This is a genomic window from Streptococcus sanguinis, from assembly GCA_013378335.1.
Taxonomy (GTDB): domain Bacteria; phylum Bacillota; class Bacilli; order Lactobacillales; family Streptococcaceae; genus Streptococcus; species Streptococcus sanguinis_I.
Genome location: CP040556.1, coordinates 1,331,713 through 1,355,794, shown reverse-complemented (window position 1 = coordinate 1,355,794; position 24,082 = coordinate 1,331,713). Strand labels below are relative to the sequence as shown.

Genomic DNA, 24,082 nt, shown 5'->3' with positions numbered 1-24,082 from the left:
GGTGTAAATTTATAAAGGAGGCATTCCAATGAAATGGTATAAGAAAGCAAGTGTTCTTTTAGTAGCTGGGGCTAGTTTATTAGGCTTAGTGGCTTGTGGTCAGAATAATCAATCAACTGATGGAAAGGTAACGATTGAGTTTTTTAACCAGAAGACCGAGATGGCAGATACCTTGCAAAGGATAGTGGATGATTTTGAGAAGGAACACCCTAATATTGATGTGAAGCTGACTACAGTACCTTCAGCTGGTATCGTCTTGAAGACACGTATCCTGTCTGGAGATGTGCCCGATATTATCCATATCTACCCACAGAATATGGACTTCCAAGAATGGGCGAAAGCTGGTTATTTCCAAGATATGACTGGTAAGGATTATTTGAAAAGAATCAAAAATAATTATGCTGAAAAGTATGCTATAAATGGCAAAATTTATAATGTCCCATTGACTGCCAATGTTTCAGGTATCTACTATAACAAGACTAAGTTCAAAGAACTTGGCCTTGAAGAACCAAAAACTTTCGAAGAATTCCAAGAGATTACCAAGAAGATTAAGGATAGTGGTACATCACCATTTGCAGTTGCAGGAACAGAAGGTTGGACACTTAACGGATACCACCAATTATCATTGATTACAATAACTGGTAGTGGTGATAAAGCAAATGATTACCTTCGTTTCTCAAAACCAAATGCTATAAAAGCAACTGATCCAATTCTAAAAGAGAATGCTAAGAAATTGGATCTTCTAGCTGAAAATGCACAAAATGGTTGGCGTGGTGCTTCCTATAATGATGCCGTTGTGGCCTTTGCCAATGGTAAAGCCTTGATGATGGCTCAAGGATCATGGGCTTTAGCGGCAGTTAGACAACAAGATCCTAAGTTTGAAATTGGTATGTTCGCCTTTCCTGGAGATGAGGCAGGACATGAGGCTACAGTGGGAGCAGGAGACTTAGCTCTCTCAGTATCAGCTAAAACAAAACATCCTAAGGAAACCGAGAAGTTCATCGAATACATGACCTCAGCTAAGGCAATGCAAAAGTATTATGATGTTGATGGTTCACCAGTTGCTGTAGAAGGGGTGAAACAGGATCTAGAGTCACCACTTGCTAATATTTCACAACTCGCCTTCACAGATAAACACTACGTTTGGTTGGGACAACACTGGAACTCTGAAGAAGATTTCTTTAACTTGACTGCAAATTACTTGATGGATCAAAATATCGATAACTTGGCTAATAACCTCAATGCCTTCTTCAACCCTATGAAGGCAGATCTTGACTAGGAGGAGTAATAATAAAATGCGAAAATTTTTGAATAAATATTGGGGATGGACCTTCCTTATCGTACCAATCATCTTACAAGCTGTCTTTTTTTACTTCCCTATGGCACAAGGAGCGTTCTATAGTCTCACAAACTGGACTGGTCTGACTTACAATTATAAGTTTATCGGCCTCAATAACTATAAACTTCTCTTAATCGATGGAAAATTCTTCCAAGCTGTCATCTTTACCATCGTCTTAACCTTGGCTTTGATTATTGGACAAATCTTCATCGGAATGGTTGTGGCGCGTGCGCTCAATTCAAAAATTAAGGGACAAACCTTCTTTCGTGCCTGGTTCTTCTTCCCAGCTGTACTTGCAGGTTTGACCGTTTCCTTGATTTTCAAACAAATCTTTAACTATGGCCTTCCAACAATCGGTAAGGTTTTGGGTATCGGTTTCTTGCAAGAAAGCTTGCTCGGAACTAGCTTTGGAGCAGTCATTGCAACGATTTTTGTTCTCCTTTGGCAAGGGGTAGCAATGCCAATCATCCTATTTCTTGCAGGTCTTCAAAGTATTCCAGATGATATTCTTGAAGCTGCAGCTATTGACGGTGCTACTGCTAAACAAACATTCTGGAAGATTGAGTTGCCATACTTACTTCCAACAGTTTCAATGGTCTTCATCCTTGCACTTAAATCAGGGTTAACAGCCTTTGACCAAATTTTTGCACTTACAGGTGGTGGACCAAATAACGCCACAACATCTCTAGGGCTCTTAGTTTATAACTATGCTTTCAAGAGTAATCAATATGGATATGCGAATGCAATTGCCTTGATTTTATTCTTAATTATTGGAATTGTTTCTCTTATCCAAATCAAGCTATCAAAGAAATTTGAAATCTAATAGAGGAGTCCTACACATGAAAAAAGAAGAAAAATTGAATCAGTTTTGGAAATATGTCCTCTTGATAGTCGGTGGTATCCTTATACTTGTTCCTTTGTTGGTAACAGTATTTAGTTCTTTCAAAACAACTAAGGATATCATGAATCATTTCTTTAGTTTGCCCAATCCTTTTACCTTAAGTAATTATGAACGATTAATTTCGGATGGGATTGGAGGCTATTTCTGGAATTCAGCTGTTATTACGGTGTTATCATTGATTGTAGTAGCTTTCTTTATACCAGCTGCAGCTTATTCCATTGCTCGAAATATGTCCAAGAAAAAAGCCTTTGCAATTATGTATTCGCTCCTGATCTTAGGGATATTTGTTCCATTTCAGGTGATTATGATTCCCATCACAGTTATGATGAGTAAACTCGGTCTAGCAAATATGTGGGGGCTAGTAATACTCTACCTAACTTATGCTATTCCACAGACTCTCTTCTTGTATGTTGGTTATATAAAAATCAGTGTACCGGATAGTTTGGATGAAGCTGCGGAAATTGATGGGGCTGATCGTTTTACAATTTATCGTCGAATCATTTTTCCAATGTTGAAGCCCATGCATGCGACAACTTTGATTATCAATGCTCTCTGGTTCTGGAATGACTTTATGTTACCACTGTTGATTTTGAATAAGGATTCCAAGATGTGGACTTTGCCTCTCTTCCAGTATAACTACCAAGGTCAGTACTTTAATGATTATGGACCTAGCTTTGCTTCTTATGTTGTTGGGATTATCACCATTACTATCGTTTATCTTATCTTCCAGCGCAACATTATTGCTGGCATGAGCAACGGAGCAGTGAAGTAAGCTCAAGATATAAAGCCCGTAAAAAGCTCACAAGGCAACCACATCCGTAAACTACTGAATTAGTAACAGCTGTAGAAAAATAGGGAATCTGAAAAAGAAGCTTTAGCTTCTTGGAAGATTCATCTTTCGCACAGAGCTTAGGGCATGTCCTATTAGGCGCACTGGAGTGGAAACCGAGCTAAGGGATAGAAAACCTAAAACCGCTAGGAAAAGATATAGAAGTCAAGATTTTAGAGGAGAAGACTATGGCTATTCAAAATAAGACCATGCTGATTACTTACTCAGACAGCCTGGGGGAGAATTTAAAAGATTTATATGACAATTTAGAAAAGCATTTTGGCGATGCAGTTGGAGGAGTGCATTTGCTTCCTTTCTTCCCATCAACTGGTGACCGGGGATTCGCCCCAGTAGACTATGAAGAGGTTGACTCAGCCTTTGGTAACTGGGAGGATATAGAAAAGCTGGGCGAGAAATATTATCTCATGTTTGACTTTATGATCAATCACATCTCACGCCAGTCCAAGTATTATAAGGATTTTCAGGAAAAGAAGGATCAGAGTGAGTATCGCGACCTCTTTCTCAGCTGGGATAAGTTTTGGCCAGAAAATCGTCCGACGCAAGCTGATGTTGATTTGATTTATAAGCGTAAGGATCGTGCACCTAAGCAAGAAATCGTCTTTGCAGATGGAAGCACCGAGTATCTGTGGAACACCTTTGGTGAAGAGCAGATTGATCTAGATGTTCGCAGTCAGGTAACTAATGATTTCATCAAGAAAACATTGCGTCAACTGTCAGAGCATGGCTGTGATCTGATTCGTTTAGATGCGTTTGCCTATGCAGTCAAAAAGTTAGATACCAATGATTTCTTTGTTGAGCCAGAAATCTGGGATTTATTAGAAAAAGTCCAGCAGCAAGCGGCTGAGTTTGGGACGGATATTTTACCAGAAATTCATGAGCATTATTCTATCCAGTTCAAGATTGCAGAGCATGGCTACTTTGTCTATGATTTTGCGCTACCGATGGTAACTCTTTATTCTCTATACAGTGGTAAATCAGAGCGTCTAGTCAAGTGGCTTGAAATGAGTCCAATGAAGCAATTCACAACACTGGACACTCACGATGGTATTGGGGTTGTTGATGTTAAGGATATTCTGACTGATAAAGAAATTGACTTTGCAACCAATGAACTATATAAGGTTGGGGCAAATGTCAAGCGTAAGTATTCCTCAGCTGAGTACAATAATCTGGACATTTACCAGATTAACTCGACTTACTACTCAGCTTTGGGAGATGACGATAAGAAGTACTTCATTAGCCGTCTGATTCAGGCTTTTGCTCCAGGGATTCCACAGGTCTATTATGTTGGTTTCTTAGCTGGGAAAAATGACCTTGAACTGCTAGAAAATACTAAGGAAGGCCGCAATATCAACCGTCATTATTACAGTAATGAGGAGATTGCTGAAGAAGTCAAGCGTCCAGTTGTGCAAGCCTTGCTCAAGCTTTTCAGTTACCGCAACCAGTCTGCTGCCTTTGACCTAGATGGCACTATTGAAGTGAATCTATTGGATGAAAATAGCCTCCGGATTGTCCGTAGCAATGCAGATAAGTCAGTCACTGCTCAAGTAGTTATTAACCTCAAAGAATTGACATATAGCGCTAGTGAAAATGGCCAAGCTATCACTTTTGAATAGAGATAAGAAAAGAGAAGAATAATGGTAGAATTAAATCTGAAAAATATCTATAAAAAATATCCCAACAGTGACCACTACTCAGTGGAAGACTTCAATCTAGATATTAAGGACAAGGAATTTATCGTATTCGTTGGTCCGTCTGGTTGCGGAAAATCAACTACGCTGCGTATGATTGCGGGTCTTGAAGACATCACAGAAGGAACTGCCTCTATTGACGGTACAGTGGTCAATGATGTGGCGCCAAAAGACCGTGATATCGCTATGGTCTTCCAGAACTATGCTCTTTATCCACACATGACTGTCTATGACAACATGGCCTTTGGTCTCAAGCTGCGCAAGTACAGCAAGGAAGATATTGACAAACGGGTCAAGGAAGCAGCAGAAATCCTCGGCTTGAAGGAATTCTTGCAACGCAAGCCAGCTGATTTGTCTGGTGGTCAGCGTCAGCGGGTAGCAATGGGACGCGCTATCGTTCGGGATGCAAAGGTTTTCCTTATGGATGAGCCTCTGTCTAACTTAGATGCAAAACTTCGTGTATCCATGCGTGCTGAAATCGCTAAAATTCACCGTCGTATCGGAGCAACAACTATTTATGTTACCCACGACCAGACTGAAGCCATGACCTTGGCGGATCGTATCGTTATCATGTCAGCGACCAAGAATCCTGCTGGAACTGGAACGATTGGACGGGTGGAGCAGATTGGTACGCCGCAGAAAGTCTATAAACATCCGGCAAATAAGTTTGTTGCCGGATTCATTGGCAGCCCAGCTATGAACTTCTTTGAAGTGACGCTGGAAGATGGCCGTCTTGTCGGACCAAACAGAGACTTCAGTCTCCAAGTCCCAGAGGGCAATCTTAAGGGGTTGCGGGAGAAGGGCTATGAAGGCAATAAGTTGATTTTTGGTATTCGTCCGGAAGATATCAACATGGAACCAGCCTTTCTGGAAACCTTCCCGAATTCAGTTGTCCATGCTAAGATTTCTGTTTCAGAATTGCTGGGAGCAGAGTCTCATCTCTACTGTGCGGTTGGTGGCAGTGAGTTTGTTGCCAAAGTTGATGCACGTGATCATATGAATACTGGAAGCAGTATTAAACTTGGCTTCGACCTAAACAAGGCGCATTACTTTGATGCTGAGACGGAAGACAATATTTTCTAATCTATTGCTCCTTATAAAATAATCCAGACAGATTACTGTTTGGATTTTTACAAAAAATCTATCTATGAAATTAGTAAAATTTTACTAAATTTGTTGAAGTTTTACTCAGAAACAGTTATAATAAAATTAAGAAAACGATTACAATGCCAATCATTCATTTTAAAGGAGTTTAGTTTATGTCAAACCTAATTTCAGCGGAGCAAGTCCGCGCAGATTTTGCCAAAGTTTTTGAAGTAGAAGCAGATCACACATTCTTTTCACCCGGTCGGATTAATCTGATTGGAGAGCATACCGACTATAACGGCGGCCATGTCTTTCCTGCAGCAATTTCTCTAGGAACTTATGGAGCGGCTCGCAAGCGGGATGACCAGCTCTTGCGATTCTTCTCAGGGAATTTTGAAGAAAAAGGGATTATTGAAGTGCCGCTGGAAAACCTGCACTTTGAACCTGAGCATAACTGGACCAACTATCCAAAAGGAGTTCTGCATTTTCTGCAGGAGGCAGGCCATACGATTGACCGAGGCATGGATGTCTATGTTTATGGAAATATTCCCAATGGATCCGGCTTGTCGTCTTCTGCGTCAATAGAGCTCTTGACTGGTATCATTGCTGAAAAACTTTTTGATTTGAACTTGGAGCGGCTTGACTTAGTCAAAATTGGTAAATTAACTGAGAATGAATTTATCGGGGTTAATTCTGGTATTATGGATCAGTTCGCTATCGGAATGGGAGCTGACCAACGTGCTATTTACCTTGACACCAATACTCTTGAGTATGATTTGGTACCACTTGATCTCCAGGACAATGTTGTAGTGATTATGAATACCAACAAGCGACGTGAGCTGGCCGACTCTAAGTACAATGAGCGTCGGTCGGAGTGTGAAAAAGCTGTTGAAGAACTTAACCGCAAGCTATCTATCGCTACCTTGGGTGAGTTGGACGAGTGGGCCTTTGATGAGTATAGTTATCTGATAGAGGACGAAAATCGTCTCAAACGGGCTCGACATGCTGTTTTGGAAAATCAACGTACTTTGCAAGCACGGGCAGCTTTGCAGGCAGGCGATCTTGACAAATTCGGCCGTCTCATGAATGCTTCCCACGTTTCATTGGAGCATGACTATGAAGTGACTGGTCTAGAGCTGGACACTTTGGTTCATACAGCCTGGGAGCAAGAAGGTGTTCTGGGGGCTCGTATGACTGGGGCTGGCTTCGGTGGTTGCGCCATTGCTTTAGTTGGTAAGGCTACGGTGGAATCTTTCAAAGAAAATGTCGGCCGCAAGTATAAAGAGGTTGTCGGCTATGCCCCTAGCTTTTACATTGCAGAAGTAGCTGGCGGAAGCCGAGTGCTAGACTAAATCACAGAAAAGGAACTTGGGCTGACAGCGATGCCAGCCCTTTACTAGCAAGAGAAAGGAAGAACTATGCCCAAGAAGTTACTGGATGCCTTTGTATCAGCAGTGATTGACAATAGCCCTTTTGAGGAGCTGGACACCATCTATCTGAGCAATCGTGTCATGGCTTTAGTCGGAGAGGCAGTTGTAGAGCAGGAGACCGAGGCTGAGCAGCTAATTGACCTGAAGGATGACTTGGTAGCTGTAGCTATGAAGAATGGGATGATTGGTGATACTCTGGCTGAGCAGGATATACTGGGAGCTGAGCTCATGAACTTGATTACCCCTGCCCCTAGTCAGCTCAATCGGGACTTCTGGACGACTTATGCTTCCAATCCTGAACAGGCTGTGGATGATTTTTACCAGCTTAGTCAAAAGAATGACTACATCAAGGTCAAGGCTATTGCTAAAAACATTGCTTTTCAGACTTCGACGGACTACGGAGATTTGGAAATCACTATCAATCTATCTAAGCCAGAAAAGGACCCCAAGGAAATTGCGGCAGCTAAAAAGGCCAAGAATAGTCATTATCCAGCCTGCCAGCTTTGCATGGAAAATGAAGGTTACCAAGGTCGCTTGGACCACCCAGCCAGAGCCAACCATCGGATTATTCGCTTTGACTTGGCTGGACAGGAGTGGGGCTTCCAGTATTCGCCCTATGCCTACTTTAACGAGCATTGCATCTTTCTACACAGCCAGCACCTTCCCATGGTTATCAGTCGGTTGACCTTTGAGCGCTTGCTAGACATCGTTGAGACCTTTCCAGGCTATTTCGCTGGTTCCAACGCCGACTTGCCTATTGTCGGTGGCTCTATCCTGACCCACGACCACTATCAGGGCGGACGTCATACTTTCCCTATGGAAATAGCAGAGCTGGATTGCAGCTTTACTTTTAGAGGATTTGATGAGGTTGAGGCAGGTATTGTCAAATGGCCTATGTCCGTCATTCGGCTGAGATCTGAGAAGAAGGAACTGTTGATTGAGTTGGCTGACAAGATTTTGCAAGTTTGGCGGACTTATTCTGACCCGAGTGTGCAGGTATTGGCAGAGTCTGAGGGTGAGCCGCACCATACTATCACACCGATTGCTCGCAGAAAAGATAGATTTTTTGAGCTAGACTTGGTCTTGCGGGACAATCAAACTTCACAAGAACATCCGGACGGCATTTATCACCCTCATGCAGATGTGCAGCATATTAAGAAAGAAAATATCGGTCTGATTGAGGTGATGGGGTTGGCTATTCTACCGCCTCGACTCAAGGAAGAACTCAAGCAGGTGGAACTTTTCTTGCTGGGAGAAGACTGTCAGGTTGCTGCCTATCATCAGGAGTGGGCCAATCAACTCAAAGAGCAGAATCCAGATGTTACCGCTAAGACAGCGGAAGGAGTAGTTCAGGCCTCGGTTGGACAAATTTTCAGCCGTGTGTTGGAAGACGCAGGAGTTTACAAGCGAACGGAGGAGAGCCAGGAGGCTTTCATGCGCTTTGTCCAATCCGTTGGCATCCAGCCCTAGGAAATGTGTTATAATGAATCTAGCGTAAGAGGGAAAGGAAGTTTTATGGCAATTTTAGTATTAGGTGGAGCTGGCTATATCGGCTCGCACATGGTAGACCGTCTGGTAGCAGCAGGTAAGGAAGAAGTAGTCGTCGTTGATAATTTGGTGACTGGTCATCGGGCAGCCGTCCATCCGAAAGCAGTCTTTTATGAGGGGGATTTGGCGGATAAGGACTTTATGCGTGATGTCTTTGCCAAACATCCATCCATCGATGCAGTCATTCACTTCGCTGCTTTTTCGCTGGTGGCGGAGTCTATGGTAGATCCGCTCAAGTATTTTGACAATAATACAGCCGGCATGGTCTCTCTCTTGGAGGTCATGCAGGAATGCGATGTTAAAAATATTGTCTTTTCTTCGACTGCTGCGACTTATGGCATTCCTGAGGAAGTTCCGATTCTGGAAACGACTCCGCAAAAGCCTATCAATCCTTATGGTGAGAGCAAACTCATGATGGAGACCATTATGCGCTGGGCAGACCAGGCCTATGACATCAAGTTTGTAGCCCTGCGTTATTTCAATGTGGCCGGTGCCAAACCTGACGGTTCAATCGGTGAGGATCACGGTCCTGAAACCCATCTCCTGCCTATTGTGCTTCAGGTGGCTCAGGGCAAACGTGAGAAGATTGCCGTCTTTGGAGATGATTATGATACTCCGGATGGGACCAATGTACGCGATTATGTCCATCCTTTCGACTTGGCTGACGCCCATATTTTGGCTGTTGAGCACCTACGTACCGGCCATCCTTCAGATGCCTTTAACCTTGGCTCTTCGACTGGTTTTTCCAACCTGCAGATTGTAGAAGCAGCTCGAAAGGTGACCGGCCATCCGATTCCTTTGGAAATAGCAGAGCGGCGCCCAGGGGATCCGGATACGCTGATTGCTTCTTCTGAGAAAGCGAGAAATGTTCTGGGCTGGCAGCCGAAATTTGACAATATCGAAACTATTATCGAAACCGCTTGGAAATGGCATTCCAGTCATCCAAATGGCTATGATGATAGAGGATAAACTGACGAACCAGCTAGAAAAGCTGGTTTCAGACCGAAGACAAACATTCCAAATGGTGTTTGTCTTTTTCTGTTTGTGACTTTCAGTCTGTATCGCTCCGTAAGGTGCGATACAGACTGAAAGTCACAAATCAAATTCATCAGGACAAGCTAGCTCATCGCTTTGAGTCTTTTGAAGAAGCGGGTTTCACCATTTGCTCTCCCAAAAAGAAGGAGTGGGATCAAGCTTCGCTGCAGGTTTTTGAGCTCCTCAATCGACTCTTTCAAGATTTTCCAATTTATCGGTCTATTTCCAGTCAGCAGTTCAGTCAGATTTTTCAAAAATACCAGTATATTCTTGATTTTTCCATGGTTAAGTTGGCCTATAAGGAGGGCAAGCTAGCTGGTTTTCTGATTGCTATGCCGGACTACGGTTCTCTGGTTTATCAAAAACTGACTCCTCTCAACCTAGCTAAACTTTTTTGGACCAAGCGTTTTCCAAAACGCTATATGATTATGTATCTAGGGGTAGATGAGGAATTCTTGGGATTGGGCTCTGCCTTGGCCTATCCGATTTTTAAAGAAGCACAGAAGCGTCAAGCCTCAGCTATTGGAGCCTTGATTCATCAAAAAACCGTCACGCGCCACTATGCGGCAGAACTGCAAGGAGACAAGCATGAGTATGGTCTCTTTGAGTTGGATTTGTAACAAAATAAATCACATTAAAAAAACAGATTTTCTAACTGAATATTTGTTTTTTAATTTTTCGGGTAAAAATGAACACTATTTTCAGGCTGTTCAAAAACATGATGATTTCAGCCTTCAAAGATATATTTTTAAGCAAAAGCATTGAATTTTTGTAGGAAATTCTGTAAAATTTTAAGAGATTATTATATGAAGAAAAGGGAATTATTATGGAAAAAAGAATCACTGGTGATACGCTCCAGCGCTATTCTTTTAGAAAGTTATCAGTAGGATTGGTTTCTGCCACTATCGGAAGCTTCTTTTTGAGTACCGCAATAGGGGGAAATATAAGCACAGTTGAGGCTGCAGAAGTCTCAGCAGGCAAAACCGTTCCAGTCCAGTATCACTACGTAGTAGAATCTGAACTGACTGAAGCTGAGAAGAATGCTGTTGTTAAGGAGCTTCCAAAGTTTGTGGAAGAAAACTCTGATGCTTATTACCTGGTTTACCGTCCAAAGACCCAGGGGCTTTCGGCAAAAAGTTTGCCAAAGACGGGCTACTCAAGTCTGTGGGAAGCAACTTTTGCAGCTGCTGGACTGACTTTAGCAGTCTTAGTAATTGCACGAGGTAGAAATGGCAAGCGATACCTGTCTTCTATTTTGCTGGTGACAGGTCTAGGCTCTATTCTCCTAGCTCCTTCTGTATTTGCAGTGACCAATATTGAATTAGCCGCCTACAATCAAAGGCTAAATTTGACAGTAGGAGACAAGCTGCCTGAGCCTTTAGAGATTGCTGGTTTCGAATATGTTGGCTATCTGAAAAGCGGTGAACAGGGCAAGGAGAACGCAGCAGGAAGTCATCAGCTTCCTATGGCACAAAAGGACTTGTCAGCTCTCGAAGTCGATCAGCAGGCAGGTAAATCTGCTAGTCTTTCTAGGAATCAGAGTACTGCCAACAAGCCTGTATCTACTGAAACAGAGAAACTGACAGAGCAAGAAAAAGAGATTATTGCTGCCAAAGAGCGCGAATTTGCTCGGCTTTCTCCAGTCACTGAAGTACTAGAGCTGGAATTCAAGAGCCAAGAAAGCAGCCAAACCCAAGTCCTGCCTTATCAAACAGAATACCAATATTCAAATGAGCTCGCAGAGGGGCAATCTCAGGTCATTCGCGCAGGTGTCGCTGGTACACGCACTGTCGTCACTCGCAATTATATTGCAGGTAAAGAAATTGTAAAAAGGGAAGTAATTTCAGACCAAGTAACTGCAGAGCCAGTTTCGGAAATTGTGTTGGTTGGAACTGCTGCAGTAAAATCTGTACCAAAACAAGCACCAGTGCATCAAGTCCCAGAATTGACGACTTATGGCACGACACCACATACAGCGCCCGTACAAGAAGCTCCAGAGTTAACCACTTATGGAACGGCACCAGATACAGCACCCGTAAATGAAGTTCCAGAATTAACGACGTATGGAACTACACCTGATGTAGCCCCGGTGCAAGAAGTTCCAGAATTAACGTCTTATGGAACGGCGCCAGATACAGCTCCAGTACAAGAAGTTCCAGAATTGACATCTTATGGAACGGCGCCAGATACCGCACCTGTAAATGAAGTCCCAGAGTTGACAACCTATGGCACTGCACCAGATACTGCGCCAGTCCAAGAAGTCCCAGAGTTGACAACTTATGGCACTGCACCAGATACCGCGCCAGTACAAGAAGCTCCGGAGTTAACCACTTATGGCACTGCACCAGATACCGCACCAGTGCAAGAAGTTCCAGGATTGACATCTTATGGAACGGTGCCAGATACAGCACCTGTAAATGAAATCCCAGAATTGACGACCTATGGCATTGCACCAGATACCGCGCCCGTACAAGAAGCTCCGGAACTAACAACTTACGGTAGCGCACCAGATACCGCGCCTGTAAATGAAGTCCCAGAATTGACGACCTATGGCACAACGCCAGATACCGCACCGGTTCAAGAAGTTCCTGAGCTAACGACTTATGGCACTGCACCAGACACCGCTCCAGTACAAGAAGTTCCGGAACTAACAACTTACGGTACCGCAGCAGATGAAGCACCCGTGCATCAAGCCCCAGAATTAGAGCTGACTGCAACGGATGAAACAAGAAGAGAAAAGATAGATTTTTCCGTCGAAGAACAGTATACTGATGAGATTCCAGAAGGCAGTCGCCAAATTGTCACACCAGGTGTACAGGGGGAGCGGGCGATTACCACTCGTATCTATACCTCGAATGGCCAAGAGGTTGACCGCCAAGTTTTATCGGATGAAGAAATTCTTGCAGCAGTCACTCAAATTATTAAGGTCGGAACAAGTAAGTCAAGCCTGATTCCGGCTGACGCACCAAAGGTTGAAGAACTACCAGAGTACCCTCTGACCTACATGGACGAAACCCGTGTAGAGAAAATCAACTATACTATTCGTGAAGAAGAGACAGACGAATTGGTTCGCGATGCCCGTCAAATCGTCACTCCAGGAGTTGAGGGTGAGCGAACTATCAAGACCCGCATCTACAGTTCCAACGGTCAAGAAGTTGATCGCCAAGAGCTTTCTAATGAAGAAACTCTAGCTCCAGTAACGCAAGTTATCAAAGTCGGAACAGCTAAGCCAACCATGGTTCCAAACGATGCGCCGAAAGCAGAAGTTCTTCCAGAATATCCGCTGACTTACACAGATGAAACGCGTGTTGAGAAAATTGCCTTTAACATCGAGGAACAATACACCGATGAGTTGTCTCAGGACTCTCGCCAAATCGCAACACCAGGTGTACAAGGTGAGCGAACAATCAAGACACGCATCTACAGTTCCAACGGTCAAGAAATCGATCGCCAGGAGCTGTCTAACGAGGAAACTCTCGCTCCAGTAACGCAAATTGTTAAAGTTGGAACGGCTAAGTCAACCATGGTTCCAAACGATGCGCCAAAAGCAGCCGCTTTGCCAGAGTATCCGTTGACTTATGCCGATGAAACGCGTGTTGAGAAAATAGCCTTTAACATCGAGGAACAATACACCGATGAGTTGCCTCAGGATGCCCGTCAAATCGCAACTCCGGGAGTTCAAGGTGAGCGAACAATCAAGACCCGTGTCTATAGCTCCAACGGTCAAGAAGTTGATCGTCAGGAGTTATCGAATGAGGAAACACTGGCTCCAGTAACGCAAATTGTTAAAGTTGGTACAGCTAAGCCAACCATGGTTCCAAATGATGCGCCAAAAGCAGAAGTTCTTCCAGAATATCCGCTGACATACACTGACGAAACTAGAGTTGAAAAAATCAACTTCACAATTCGTGAAGAAGAAACGGATGAATTGCCTCAGGATACCCGTCAAATTGCGACTCCAGGTGTTGAGGGTGAGCGGACGATTAAGACTCGTGTTTACAGCTCTAATGGTCATGAAATTGACCGCCAAGAGCTGTCCAACGAGGAAACACTAGCTCCAGTGACGCAAGTTGTCAAAGTCGGAACGGCTAAGCCAACCATGGTTCCAAACGAAGCACCAAAGGCAGACGCCTTGCCAGAGTATCCACTGACTTATACAGATGAAACTCATGTAGAAAAAATCAACTTTACGATTCGAGAAGAAGAGACGGACGAATTGATTCGTGATGCCCGTCAAATCGCCACTCCAGGTGTGCAAGGTGAGCGAACTATCAAGACTCGTGTTTACAGCTCTAATGGTCAGGAAATCGACCGCCAAGAGTTGTCCAATGAGGAAACTCTAGCTCCAGTAACGCAAGTTGTCAAAGTCGGTACGGCTAAGCCAACTATGGTACCGAATGATGCACCGAAAACTGAAGCTCTTCCAGAATATCCGCTGACATACACCGACGAGACTAGAGTTGAAAAAATCAACTTCACAATTCGTGAAGAAGAAACGGACGAATTGGTTCGTGATGCCCGTCAAATTGCGACTCCAGGTGTGCAAGGCGAGCGTACCATCAAGACCCGCGTCTATAGCTCCAACGGCCAAGAAGTTGACCGCCAAGAGCTTTCTAATGAAGAAACTTTAGCTCCAGTAACGCAAGTTGTCAAAGTCGGTACGGCTAAGCCAACCATGGTGCCAAGCGATGCACCAAAAGCAGACGCTTTGCCAGAGTATCCGCTAACTTACACGGATGAAACTCGAGTGGAGAAAATAAACTTCACTATTCGTGAAGAAGAAACGGACGAGTTGGTTCGTGATGCCCGCCAAATTGCAACACCAGGTGTGCAAGGTGAGCGAACCATTAAGACCCGCATCTACAGTTCCAACGGTCAGGAAATCGATCGCCAAGAGCTGTCTAATGAAGAGACTCTAGCCCCAGTTACACAAGTTGTCAAAGTCGGAACGGCTAAACCAAGTATGGTACCGAACGACGCACCGAAAGCAGAAGTTCTTCCAGAATATCCGCTGACTTACACGGACGAAACTCGCATAGAGAAAATCAACTTTACCATTCGTGAAGAAGAAACGGACGAATTGGTTCGTGATGCCCGTCAAATCGCTACCCCAGGTGTTGAGGGTGAGCGAACTATCAAGACCCGCGTCTATAGCTCCAATGGCCAAGAAATCGACCGTCAAGAGCTGTCTAACGAAGAAACCTTGGCTCCAGTGACGCAAGTTGTCAAAGTTGGAACGGCTAATCCAACCATGGTACCGAATGAAGCACCAAAAGCAGCAGCCTTAGAAGAGTTTGATTTAATTCCACTTCATAATCTGTTGGCGGAAGCGGATCAGATTAAAGCTCAGGCACGTTATTTCAACGATAGTCAGAGTCATCAATCTAGCTATGATACTGCTTTGACAGCGGGTCAAGCGATTCTGAGCCAATCACATGCTAGCCAAGCAGAAGTCAACCAACTGGTGGAACAAATCAACCAAGCTAAAGCTCAGTTAAGCGGTCTTGAGGTTGTCAAAACGGCTCTTCAAACCGAATACGATTTAAATCCAACTATTAAAGTAACTGCTAAATATAAGAATGCAGACTCAGATAAGCAGACAGCTTATACTGACGAATTGACCAAGGCAGAAGGAGTTCTAAACAATCAAACTGCTACACAAGTGCAGGTCAATCAAGCTTTTGCTAGCCTAACAGCAGCCAAAGAAGTTCTAAATGGAGTGCCTAAAGTCAAGCCGACAGTTTCCATTCTAAGTTTGACAGAAAATCCTGATGATAAGTCGGTTACAGTTCAATATAGACTGCAAGACCAGACCCAGTCCTTCCGTTCAGCGACTGCAGAATTGTATCAGGGAGATCAGCTTGTTCGCACTCTTCCGATTACCAATTTCGCAGGAAGTCTGAAGATTGGCGACTTAGACTACTACACAGGCTATACTTTGAAAACCAAGCTGACTTATGAACTGGATAATGGCAGCTTCACAGACCTTGAAACCAGCAGCCGCAATTTTGAATTGGAATACAAGAAGATTGCCTTCCGAGATATTGATTCGGTCGAGTTTTACAGAAAAGAAAACGACCAGTTTAAGCGCGTCGTGTCGATGAGCTCTATGCCTACGGATCTGTCCACCTACTTTGTCAAAGTCAAATCAAGTGAATCTAAGGAAATGCTCCTGCCGGTTCACAGCATAGCGGAAAGCCATAAGGATGGCAGGGATGTCTATAAGGTAACAGTCTCTCTGCCTGAGCTGGTTCAAGAAGGTGAGACAGGCTATAAGTCTGGCTATGACTTCTATATCAGCAAGGCAGTTGCTCCTAGTCAGCAAAATGTCTACACCAGCTTTGCTAGTTTGGTAGACGCTATGAAGCAAAATATGGCTGGCAACTATGTTCTGGGAGCAGATTTGGATGCTAGCGAGGTCAGTCTGGCTCCTGCGGATTATGTCTACCTCAAAGGGAACTTCACAGGCAGCCTGACTGGTAGTCATAATGGCAAGCAGTACGCAATTTATAATCTAGCCAAGCCTTTATTTGAAAACCTCAAGAGTGGTTCTTCTATTTCTAATCTGGACCTGAAAGAGGTCAATATTGTAGGTACTTATGACTCAGCGGCTCTGGCTCGCAATGCAGAAAATACTCGAATCACAGACGTTTCAGTCCAAGGTAGAGTAGAAGTAAAAGACAATGCTTCACAGGTAGCAGGTTTGGTCGTTATTGCTAACAATACCCAAATTACCAATAGCTCCTTTACTGGAACTATCGTGTCAAATGATAAACAGGGCAAAGAATACAATGTCGGTGGTTTGGTTGCCAATCTTAAGGGAGGAAACTCCTTGATTAGCCAAAGCAGGGCAGATGTGACCATTCTAGCAGGCGCTAGAGCCAACAACCAACGCTTCGGTGGCCTGGTTGGCCGTTTAGAAAGCAATGCCCGCATCAGCCGCTCTTATGTAACTGGAAAGATCCAAAACTCTACTAAGAATGGTCAAATCGGTGGTGTGGTAGGTTCCAATTACTTCAATGGCTTGATTGATAATGTCGTCAGCAATGTCAGCGGTACAAATGTTTATAGTATTTCTGGCGATCAGGGATATGAAAACAACCGTATCACAGAAGCTTATGCCGTTGAAGGAAATAAAACACTGGAAAATGACAAGTTTGTCACTTCAACACTGACTCTGGACCAGGCAGAAGAGAAGCTGGCTAGCTTAGACATTACAACCACTCTGGAAGACACGAATCTCAACCTTTATTCTGTCAATTATGCCCAAGAAAAGAATGCTCGAGAAGACCGTCTGATAGCTTATGCTAACATGGAAAAACTCCTTCCATTCTACAATAAGGAGACCATCGTTGCCTATGGAAATAAACTTCCAGATAATCACAAGCTTAATACGGAGTACTTGCTGGATGTTGTTCCGATGAAAGGCAACCAGATTATCACTGATATCAATAGCAACAAGACCGGAATTAACCGTCTGATGCTACACTTTGAGGATAATACAGTTGATTACCTGGATTTGACCTATAAGGGAGATTTCAAATATAAGGCAATTGCAGAGTACAGTGTAAACGGCTTAGACCTCCTTTATACTCCAGAGGCCTTCCTATCAGACTATAGCAGAGTTCTCAATCAAGTGCTGCCGGAATTGAACAAGGTTGTCCTTGATTCGCCAGCTATGCGGACTGTTTTAGGCGTAAATGCTGAAACTTCTCTGGATGATCTCTATCTGGATACTGCCTTTGACCAAGTTAAGACAAAGCTGTCAGAAGAGTTGCGCAAGGTACTGGCTATGGACAAGTCTATCAATACCGAAGGCAATGTCGTAGCTGACTATATAGCTCAGCAAATTAAAGACAATAAAGAAGCCTTCTTACTTGGTCTGACCTATCTCAATCGTTGGTATAATATCAACTATGACAATATCAATGTAAAGGATTTGTCAGCCTATAAGTTTGACTTCTTTGGAAATCATAATGCTTCAACCTTAGATACCATCATTTCACTTGGTAAGTCAGGCATGAACAATCTTAAAGCTAAGAACAACTATATGGCTTATGATGCCTCACTTTCTGAAGCGACTGGTAAACGAGGGCTCTTTAACTATCTAGAAGGCTATCGTCAGCTCTTCCTGCCGGGCAAGAGCAATAATGAATGGCTCAAGACCAATACAAAAGCCTACATCGTTGAGGCTAAGTCGGATATAGCAGAAGCGAGACAGATTCAGGATGCAGCCGAGGACAAGAGCAAGTATTCTGTCGGCGTTTACGACAAGATTACTGCTGATAATTGGGAACACAAGGGCATGCTCCTACCACTCTTGACCATGACTGAGAAGGGTGTCTATGCTATCTCCAATATGTCTACCATCTCTATGGGGGCTTATGATCGCTATCGCCTTGATGCCAATGGCAGGGTTCGGACAGATGCAGAGCTAGCTGAATATGTCGAAGACCGAGTGAGAAAAACAGCTGAATACCAGCGCAATCACTATGACTTCTGGTATAAGATTCTAAGCGATGAAAGCAAGGACAAGCTCTTCCGTTCTGTTCTGGTTTACGATGGATTCTCATTGGTTGACAAGGATGGTAAAAGATATTGGGCTCCAGCTAATGACAAAAAATCACTGGCTATGCAGGAGTTCTTCGGACCAGCCGGCAAGTGGTATCCAAGTAAGGGCTACAATGCTTATGCTACAGGAAATGTAACCCACTTTGATGCAGCTAAATTGTTAGAAGACTATGGTAATTCTGTCTACACACATGAGATGACCCATAATTCTGACGGTGGCATTTACTTTGAGGGCAATGGCCGCCGCGAAGGTCTGGGAGCTGAACTCTATGCTCGCGGACTCCTGCAGTCCACTCCAAGTGCGGATGAGGCGACTATTACGCTTAATACCCTCTTCAAGGTGGATAAGGACTCTAAGACGCGCCTACACACATATAACTTCAAGGAACGCGTTCAAAATGCAGAAGACCTGCAACACTATGTCCACGGTATGTTTGACATGATCTACACTCTAGATTACCTAGAAGGTACTTCTATGCTGAAGCAGAGTGATGATGCGAAACTTCAGTGGTTCAGAAAGATGGAGAATTACTACGTTACTGATAAGTATGGTAAGGAAACCCACGCTGGAAACCAGACACGAACCTTCACTGCTGAAGAAATCAAGCAGCTGAAGACCTTTGACTCCCTGATTGAAAATGATGTTATCACTCGTCGGGAGAATAAGGAAAGTGGTAAGTATGCACGAAATGGCTACCTCAGCCTCAGTCTCTTCTCACCAATCTACTCAGCCTTGAGCAATCCAAATGGAGCGCCGGGTGATGTCATGTTCCGCCGCACAGCTTATGAGTTGCTGGCAGCCAAGGGTTACCATGAAGGATTTATCCCTTATGTTTCTGGTAAGTACTCTAAAGAAGCCTTCGATGAAGGTAAGAAAACTTGGGATGGATGGTCCGGAAGAGATGTTGGTCTGATAACAGATCAGAAAGTCTTGGAAAATGTATTCAAAGGCGAATATGACTCTTGGGTAGCCTTCAAGAAGGCTATGTATAAAGAGCGGATTGATCAGCTGTCCAAGCTCAAGCCAATCACCATCGAGTATGAACTCAGAAATCCAAACAGTACCAAGAAAGTAACCATTCGCTCTTATGCAGATATGCAGAAGCTGATGGACGAAGCAGTAGCAGAGGATGTACGCAACATTACCAATGCTACCAGCCGTGTTGATGCTAGCTGGGTCAACTTGCTCAAGAAGAAGATTTATAATGCTTATCTACGTGAAACAGACGACTTCAGACAGTCAATCTTTAATAAGTGAGCAATAAGTTGTTTTCCATATATATTTAAAAATACCTAGACTCTTTATAGTCTAGGCATTTTTTCTGCCATTTATTTCTAAAAAATCAATAATAATCCATCCGAGTTAGATTAAAAAAATAATTTGTAACTTTTTTGTAACGAAAGTAGACAAAGAACAGATAAATGCTAATAAAAATTGTGGTTTACAAGGCGAACATTTTTGTTTAATTTAAACCATTTAGATACTGTCAATAACTTTGTGTAAACACTCAAGTAGAGTTGAAGAATGCTAATCAAATAAGCTTTCCAGTGTGTCAGAACATTGGCCAAATCCTTTATGGATTCGTTGACTTTGCTTGAAATTATAATCTTCAAACAGGGTAACTAAATAACGTTCCAGAGCCTCCTCATTAGGGAAAAGAACCTTCTTTTTCGTTTGACGTTTGATTTCTTTGTTGAGAGATTCAATAAGATTTGTAGAATAAATGCTATGCCAAATCTGGTAGGGAAACTGATAAAAAGTTAAAAGATTGTCCGTATTCTCTAGACTTTCCATGACTTTCCTATACTTTGGTTTCCATTCAGCGATAAAGTCCTCTAAAGCTTGTACTGCCATTTCTAAATTTTCAGCACGATAAATCCTTTTAAATTGCCCCAGAATAACTGCTCTATCTACTCGTTTGACTTTACTAGCCAGATTTCGACTAATATGAATTAAGCAACGTTGTTGCTTGGCTAATGGGTAAGCCTGACTGATCATCTGCTCAAGTCCCTTAAATCCATCTGTGACTACGAGTGAAACCTGTTGAATCCCTTGATTTTGAAGCTTGTCTAGCAGAGTCAACCAAGAAGCATTATTTTCATTTGGGGCGATTTCATATCCAAGAACAGCCTTCTGTCCTTCTGGTGTAATGCCAAGTGCGATATGAATACATTCTTTACTAACGGTCCCACGTCTTAATGGAAGATAGGTTCCGTCAAGAAATAAAACAGAGTAATTGGCTTCTAAGCTTCGCTCATGAAAAGCAGCGACATTCTCCTGAGTTGCTTTTGAGATGTTAGAAATGGTGGCAGGGCTATAGTGATGCCCGTACATCCGCTCGATGATATCACTAATTTCTCGAGTCGTTACACCGGTTTGATAGAGTTTAATCACCATTTCTTCTAAGTGATCATCACGACGTCCATAAGCGGGGATCAAAGCTGGACTAAAGTTTCCATTACAATCTCTGGGAATGGTTAACTGAACAGTCCCATATTTGGTTTCAAATTTCCGTGAATAGGTTCCATTACGACTATTGCCGGTATGATATCCAGCCTTATCATAAGGTTCATAACCTAAAAAGGCCGACAATTCTGCTTGAAGCAGGTCGTTCATAGCTGTTTCAAGGGATGAACGAAAAAATTCATCAATATCTTGCTTTTGGGCTAGAAAGTGTAGCAATTCTGTGGTAAACTGTGTCATAGGAATAAATCTCTTTCTAGTAATGTTTCGCAACTCTACTATAACGGATTTATTCCTTTTTGTGTTTACACAACTTATTTTACACTACCAAATTGTGGTTTACAAGGCGTAAATTATAATATTTTATGTTATAATTGATATGTATATGTCATATTTGCTTATCATATACAAACAGATTCATTTTTAGTTTGGTAATAAATCTTGATTTAGAACCGGCTGAAAATGAGGGGGTAGACAGGTGATGGTGTGCCTGCCAGCATGTGTCAAAAATAAAATTTAAAAAGAAGGAGGACCGCATTCAAGGTGAAACAAACTTATCATAAAGTGTCTCATGCTCTGATGACTTTGCTGCTTTTGGTATCAACCTTTCTTCCCTTGTTAAGCTCAAGTCCTAGGGTTTCTGCTGCAGAGTTAGGTGAAAGTGATTATCAGCTAACTACAGATGTTACCATTAATACTAATCCTTTAAAGGATACAGGTTACGGTGAAGGTAAATTTTACATTGCTCCGACCTATACATTTGCAGATAGCAAAGTATTAAATAATGGTGATACCATGGTTTATCGTGTTCCATCACAGTTCAAAATTGAGCGAACTTTGGAGGAAAACATAAGCGCACCGGATGGCACTGTTGTTGCCAAGTTGGTGACAGATCCTGTTACCAATACAGCAACCATTACTGTCACAAATGCTGAGTATTTTGCGAAAATGCCAGATACCAAGCGTATTCAAGCTTCTTTCACAGTGGTTTGGGCTGATAATATGCCTTATGACCAAGAACAAGAAGTCAACTTTCCGGGTGCTAGAGCTTACAGACTGAAGCGCATCAAGGTTGATGAGGAGCCTCAGGGTTATTCCAAGTGGGGTGTTCAGGATGCCAATGATCCAAACTACGTCAACTGGCGTATCCGTGTCAATCGTGATGTCCAAAATCTTGGTCAAGTTGTCATTGAGGACGCTATTCCAGAAGACCAAGAGCTGGATGAAGAAAAAGGGATTACTGGTTACTACTTTACTGAGTGGGAAGGTGCTTCTGGCACACGTCAATCATTTAATCCAAGTCAGATTGTGACAATCACAGACTCCAATCATTTCACAGTTAATGCTGGGGAATTGAATGGAAGAGGGATTTATGTTATTTACCGGACTCGTTTGACTGAGCCAGTAGATAAGGTAACCAAAAAAGCCTTTAACGATGTAACCGTTACGTCTAATGGGCAAAAGATGCCTGATTTGTTAGCACGTCCATTCGCACCGTTGACAACTCTTGATGGTGTTGGCGAAGGTACCCGTTCTGACGAAGTTGTCTTTAAAGTCAAAAAGGAATTGACTGGCCGCAATTTGGAGGATGGTGAATTTACTTTTGATTTGATTAATAAGGATGACAACGATAAAGTTGTTCAAACGGTAACCAATAAAGCTGGTGCCGTAACCTTTAAGAAACTTCGTTTCAAAAAAGAAGGAACTTTTAACTACGTCATTCGTGAACGAGCAAGCAATCTGCCAGGTGTGACAAACGATGCCAATTCAGACATCAATGTTACTGTTACTGTAACAGACAATAACGGCGTTAAGACAGCAACTGTTGCCTATGACCGTGAGACTTTCACCAATACCTACAAGTTAGATCCAGCAACTGCAGCGATTACCGCTAAGAAAGTTCTGGATGGTAAAGCACTTGAAGCTGAAAAGTATACTTTCAAACTGACTGAGGTTGGCGGAAATAACTTGGAGCTTCAAGCAGCTAACGATGCCAATGGTAATATCAAGTTCCTTGGAATCAACTATGATAAAGAAGGCACTTATACTTACAAGCTGACGGAAGTAGCTGGAAATGAAGCTGGTGTGACCTACGATAGCGCAGAGCATACAGTGACTGTCACAGTGACCGCAAGCAAGGGCAAGTTGGAAGCTACCGTCGAGGGCAATAATCCAGTATTCACAAACACTTATAAAGACTATGGTGTCAGCTATGAGTTTCTCAGCAGCAATCCAGCCTTTCCAAATCTGCCAAAAGAAGTAATTGATTTGCTTCCAGCAGATGCTAATCGCTACACTAGTGGTACTAATGTAGACGCTAAACAGCCTGCTAAAACAAGCGTTACAGTTGCGGAAGGCACCTGGACTTTCGAAGGCTATGCGGAAACGAATAGCCAGACTGTTGCGGATAAGGACCTTAAATTTACTGGTAAATGGAATTTCACTCCGGCACCGAAATATAAGGTGACTTATGAATTTGCTAGCGCAGATCCGAACCGTAGCTTGCCAGCAGAAGTCACAGAATTGTTACCAAATGATGCCACTGAATATGCAGACGGTGCTGCCGTTCAAGCGGTTCAGCCAGCTAAGAAATCTGTTGAAGCAAGTGATGGTACTTGGAAATTCCTCAAATATGACGCAGATAGTAAAACTATTGCAGGCGCAGATGTCAAATTTACAGGCACATGGACATTTGAAGCTAGACGTCCACAAGGACCAGGTACACCGCCACCTTCTTCAGATTCGACACCACCACCGTCATCATCTGGTGACAAACCAGGCGGTTCGACTGATGGAACCCCAGGTAATTCGACAGATAAAGATGGAAAAGATGGTCGTGGATCAGCAACTGGCAAAAAAGTTTTGCCGAAAACTGGCAGCGAAACATCTATCTTTGCGATAGCAGCAGGATTTGCTCTGATTCTTTTATCAGCTCTTGTCTATCGTTTCAAAAAAGCTAATTAATATTAGCCAAACGTGAGGCTTGGACAAAAAGATTTTGATTTTAGGAATTCTTTATTATAAATTTTTAAAATCGATAGATTAGACAAAAAAGCGAACAAGACAGAATTCTGAGTGTCAGATAACTCGTTTTGTTCGCTTTTTATATTTAAGGCTGGACTTTTGTCTCAAACTTTTTTTCTAGTTTTTGTCACCATCTATTCTCGATA

At 43.0% G+C, this 24,082-nt stretch carries 11 protein-coding genes and 1 pseudogene; 11 read left to right on the top strand and 1 reads right to left on the bottom strand.

Features of this window, described 5'->3' with window-relative positions:
* Positions 1-28 precede the first annotated feature (28 nt).
* From FFV08_07095 to FFV08_07050, 10 genes and pseudogenes are all read left to right on the top strand, one after another.
* Positions 29-1,279 (top strand): extracellular solute-binding protein, encoded by a 1,251-nt coding sequence (locus tag FFV08_07095; GenBank protein QLB52399.1) that lies wholly within the window; start codon positions 29-31, stop codon positions 1,277-1,279.
* Between the two features lie 16 nt (positions 1,280-1,295).
* Positions 1,296-2,162, top strand: a complete 867-nt coding sequence (locus FFV08_07090) for a sugar ABC transporter permease (GenBank protein ID QLB52398.1) — start codon at positions 1,296-1,298, stop codon at positions 2,160-2,162.
* 16 nt (positions 2,163-2,178) lie between these two features.
* On the top strand, positions 2,179-3,012 hold the full coding sequence (locus tag FFV08_07085) for a carbohydrate ABC transporter permease (GenBank protein ID QLB52397.1): 834 nt from the start codon (positions 2,179-2,181) through the stop codon (positions 3,010-3,012).
* Between the two features lie 245 nt (positions 3,013-3,257).
* Complete coding sequence (gene gtfA, locus FFV08_07080) at positions 3,258-4,703, top strand: sucrose phosphorylase (GenBank protein QLB52396.1); 1,446 nt, start codon at positions 3,258-3,260, stop codon at positions 4,701-4,703.
* A gap of 21 nt (positions 4,704-4,724) precedes the next feature.
* Positions 4,725-5,861, top strand: a complete 1,137-nt coding sequence (gene ugpC, locus FFV08_07075; protein ID QLB52395.1) for a sn-glycerol-3-phosphate ABC transporter ATP-binding protein UgpC — start codon at positions 4,725-4,727, stop codon at positions 5,859-5,861.
* 176 nt (positions 5,862-6,037) lie between these two features.
* Entirely contained in the window at positions 6,038-7,216 is a 1,179-nt protein-coding gene (locus tag FFV08_07070) for a galactokinase (GenBank protein ID QLB52394.1), read from the top strand.
* A 66-nt stretch (positions 7,217-7,282) separates the two neighbouring features.
* A complete protein-coding gene (gene galT, locus FFV08_07065) occupies positions 7,283-8,764 on the top strand; it encodes a UDP-glucose--hexose-1-phosphate uridylyltransferase (GenBank protein ID QLB52393.1) in 1,482 nt (493 codons plus the stop codon).
* A gap of 3 nt (positions 8,765-8,767) precedes the next feature.
* The gene (galE, locus tag FFV08_07060) at positions 8,768-9,811 is read left to right on the top strand and encodes a UDP-glucose 4-epimerase GalE (protein QLB52392.1); all 1,044 of its coding nucleotides are present in this window, start codon (positions 8,768-8,770) and stop codon (positions 9,809-9,811) included.
* 119 nt (positions 9,812-9,930) lie between these two features.
* Positions 9,931-10,497 (top strand): annotated as a pseudogene (locus FFV08_07055) (hypothetical protein).
* A gap of 206 nt (positions 10,498-10,703) precedes the next feature.
* Positions 10,704-19,706 (top strand): YSIRK-type signal peptide-containing protein, encoded by a 9,003-nt coding sequence (locus tag FFV08_07050; GenBank protein ID QLB52391.1) that lies wholly within the window; start codon positions 10,704-10,706, stop codon positions 19,704-19,706.
* A gap of 270 nt (positions 19,707-19,976) precedes the next feature.
* Here the strand turns inward: FFV08_07050 and FFV08_07045 are convergent, their stop codons facing one another.
* Positions 19,977-21,152, bottom strand: coding sequence for an IS256 family transposase (locus FFV08_07045; protein QLB52390.1), 1,176 nt, complete (start codon positions 21,150-21,152; stop codon positions 19,977-19,979).
* A gap of 303 nt (positions 21,153-21,455) precedes the next feature.
* Here FFV08_07045 and FFV08_07040 point away from each other — a divergent pair, with 303 nt between their 5' ends.
* Complete coding sequence (locus FFV08_07040) at positions 21,456-23,876, top strand: LPXTG cell wall anchor domain-containing protein (GenBank protein ID QLB52389.1); 2,421 nt, start codon at positions 21,456-21,458, stop codon at positions 23,874-23,876.
* Positions 23,877-24,082: the final 206 nt, after the last annotated feature.

Bases quoted from the DNA above. Each gene is read 5' to 3' on its own strand.
- FFV08_07090 (QLB52398.1), top strand. From the start codon at position 1,296: ATGCGAAAATTTTTGAATAAATATTGGGGATGGACCTTCCTTATCGTA.
- gtfA (QLB52396.1), top strand. From the start codon at position 3,258: ATGGCTATTCAAAATAAGACCATGCTGATTACTTACTCAGACAGCCTG.
- FFV08_07085 (QLB52397.1), top strand. From the start codon at position 2,179: ATGAAAAAAGAAGAAAAATTGAATCAGTTTTGGAAATATGTCCTCTTG.
- ugpC (QLB52395.1), top strand. From the start codon at position 4,725: ATGGTAGAATTAAATCTGAAAAATATCTATAAAAAATATCCCAACAGT.
- galE (QLB52392.1), top strand. From the start codon at position 8,768: ATGTGTTATAATGAATCTAGCGTAAGAGGGAAAGGAAGTTTTATGGCA.
- galT (QLB52393.1), top strand. From the start codon at position 7,283: ATGCCCAAGAAGTTACTGGATGCCTTTGTATCAGCAGTGATTGACAAT.
- FFV08_07050 (QLB52391.1), top strand. From the start codon at position 10,704: ATGGAAAAAAGAATCACTGGTGATACGCTCCAGCGCTATTCTTTTAGA.
- FFV08_07045 (QLB52390.1), bottom strand. From the start codon at position 21,152: ATGACACAGTTTACCACAGAATTGCTACACTTTCTAGCCCAAAAGCAA.
- FFV08_07070 (QLB52394.1), top strand. From the start codon at position 6,038: ATGTCAAACCTAATTTCAGCGGAGCAAGTCCGCGCAGATTTTGCCAAA.
- FFV08_07095 (QLB52399.1), top strand. From the start codon at position 29: ATGAAATGGTATAAGAAAGCAAGTGTTCTTTTAGTAGCTGGGGCTAGT.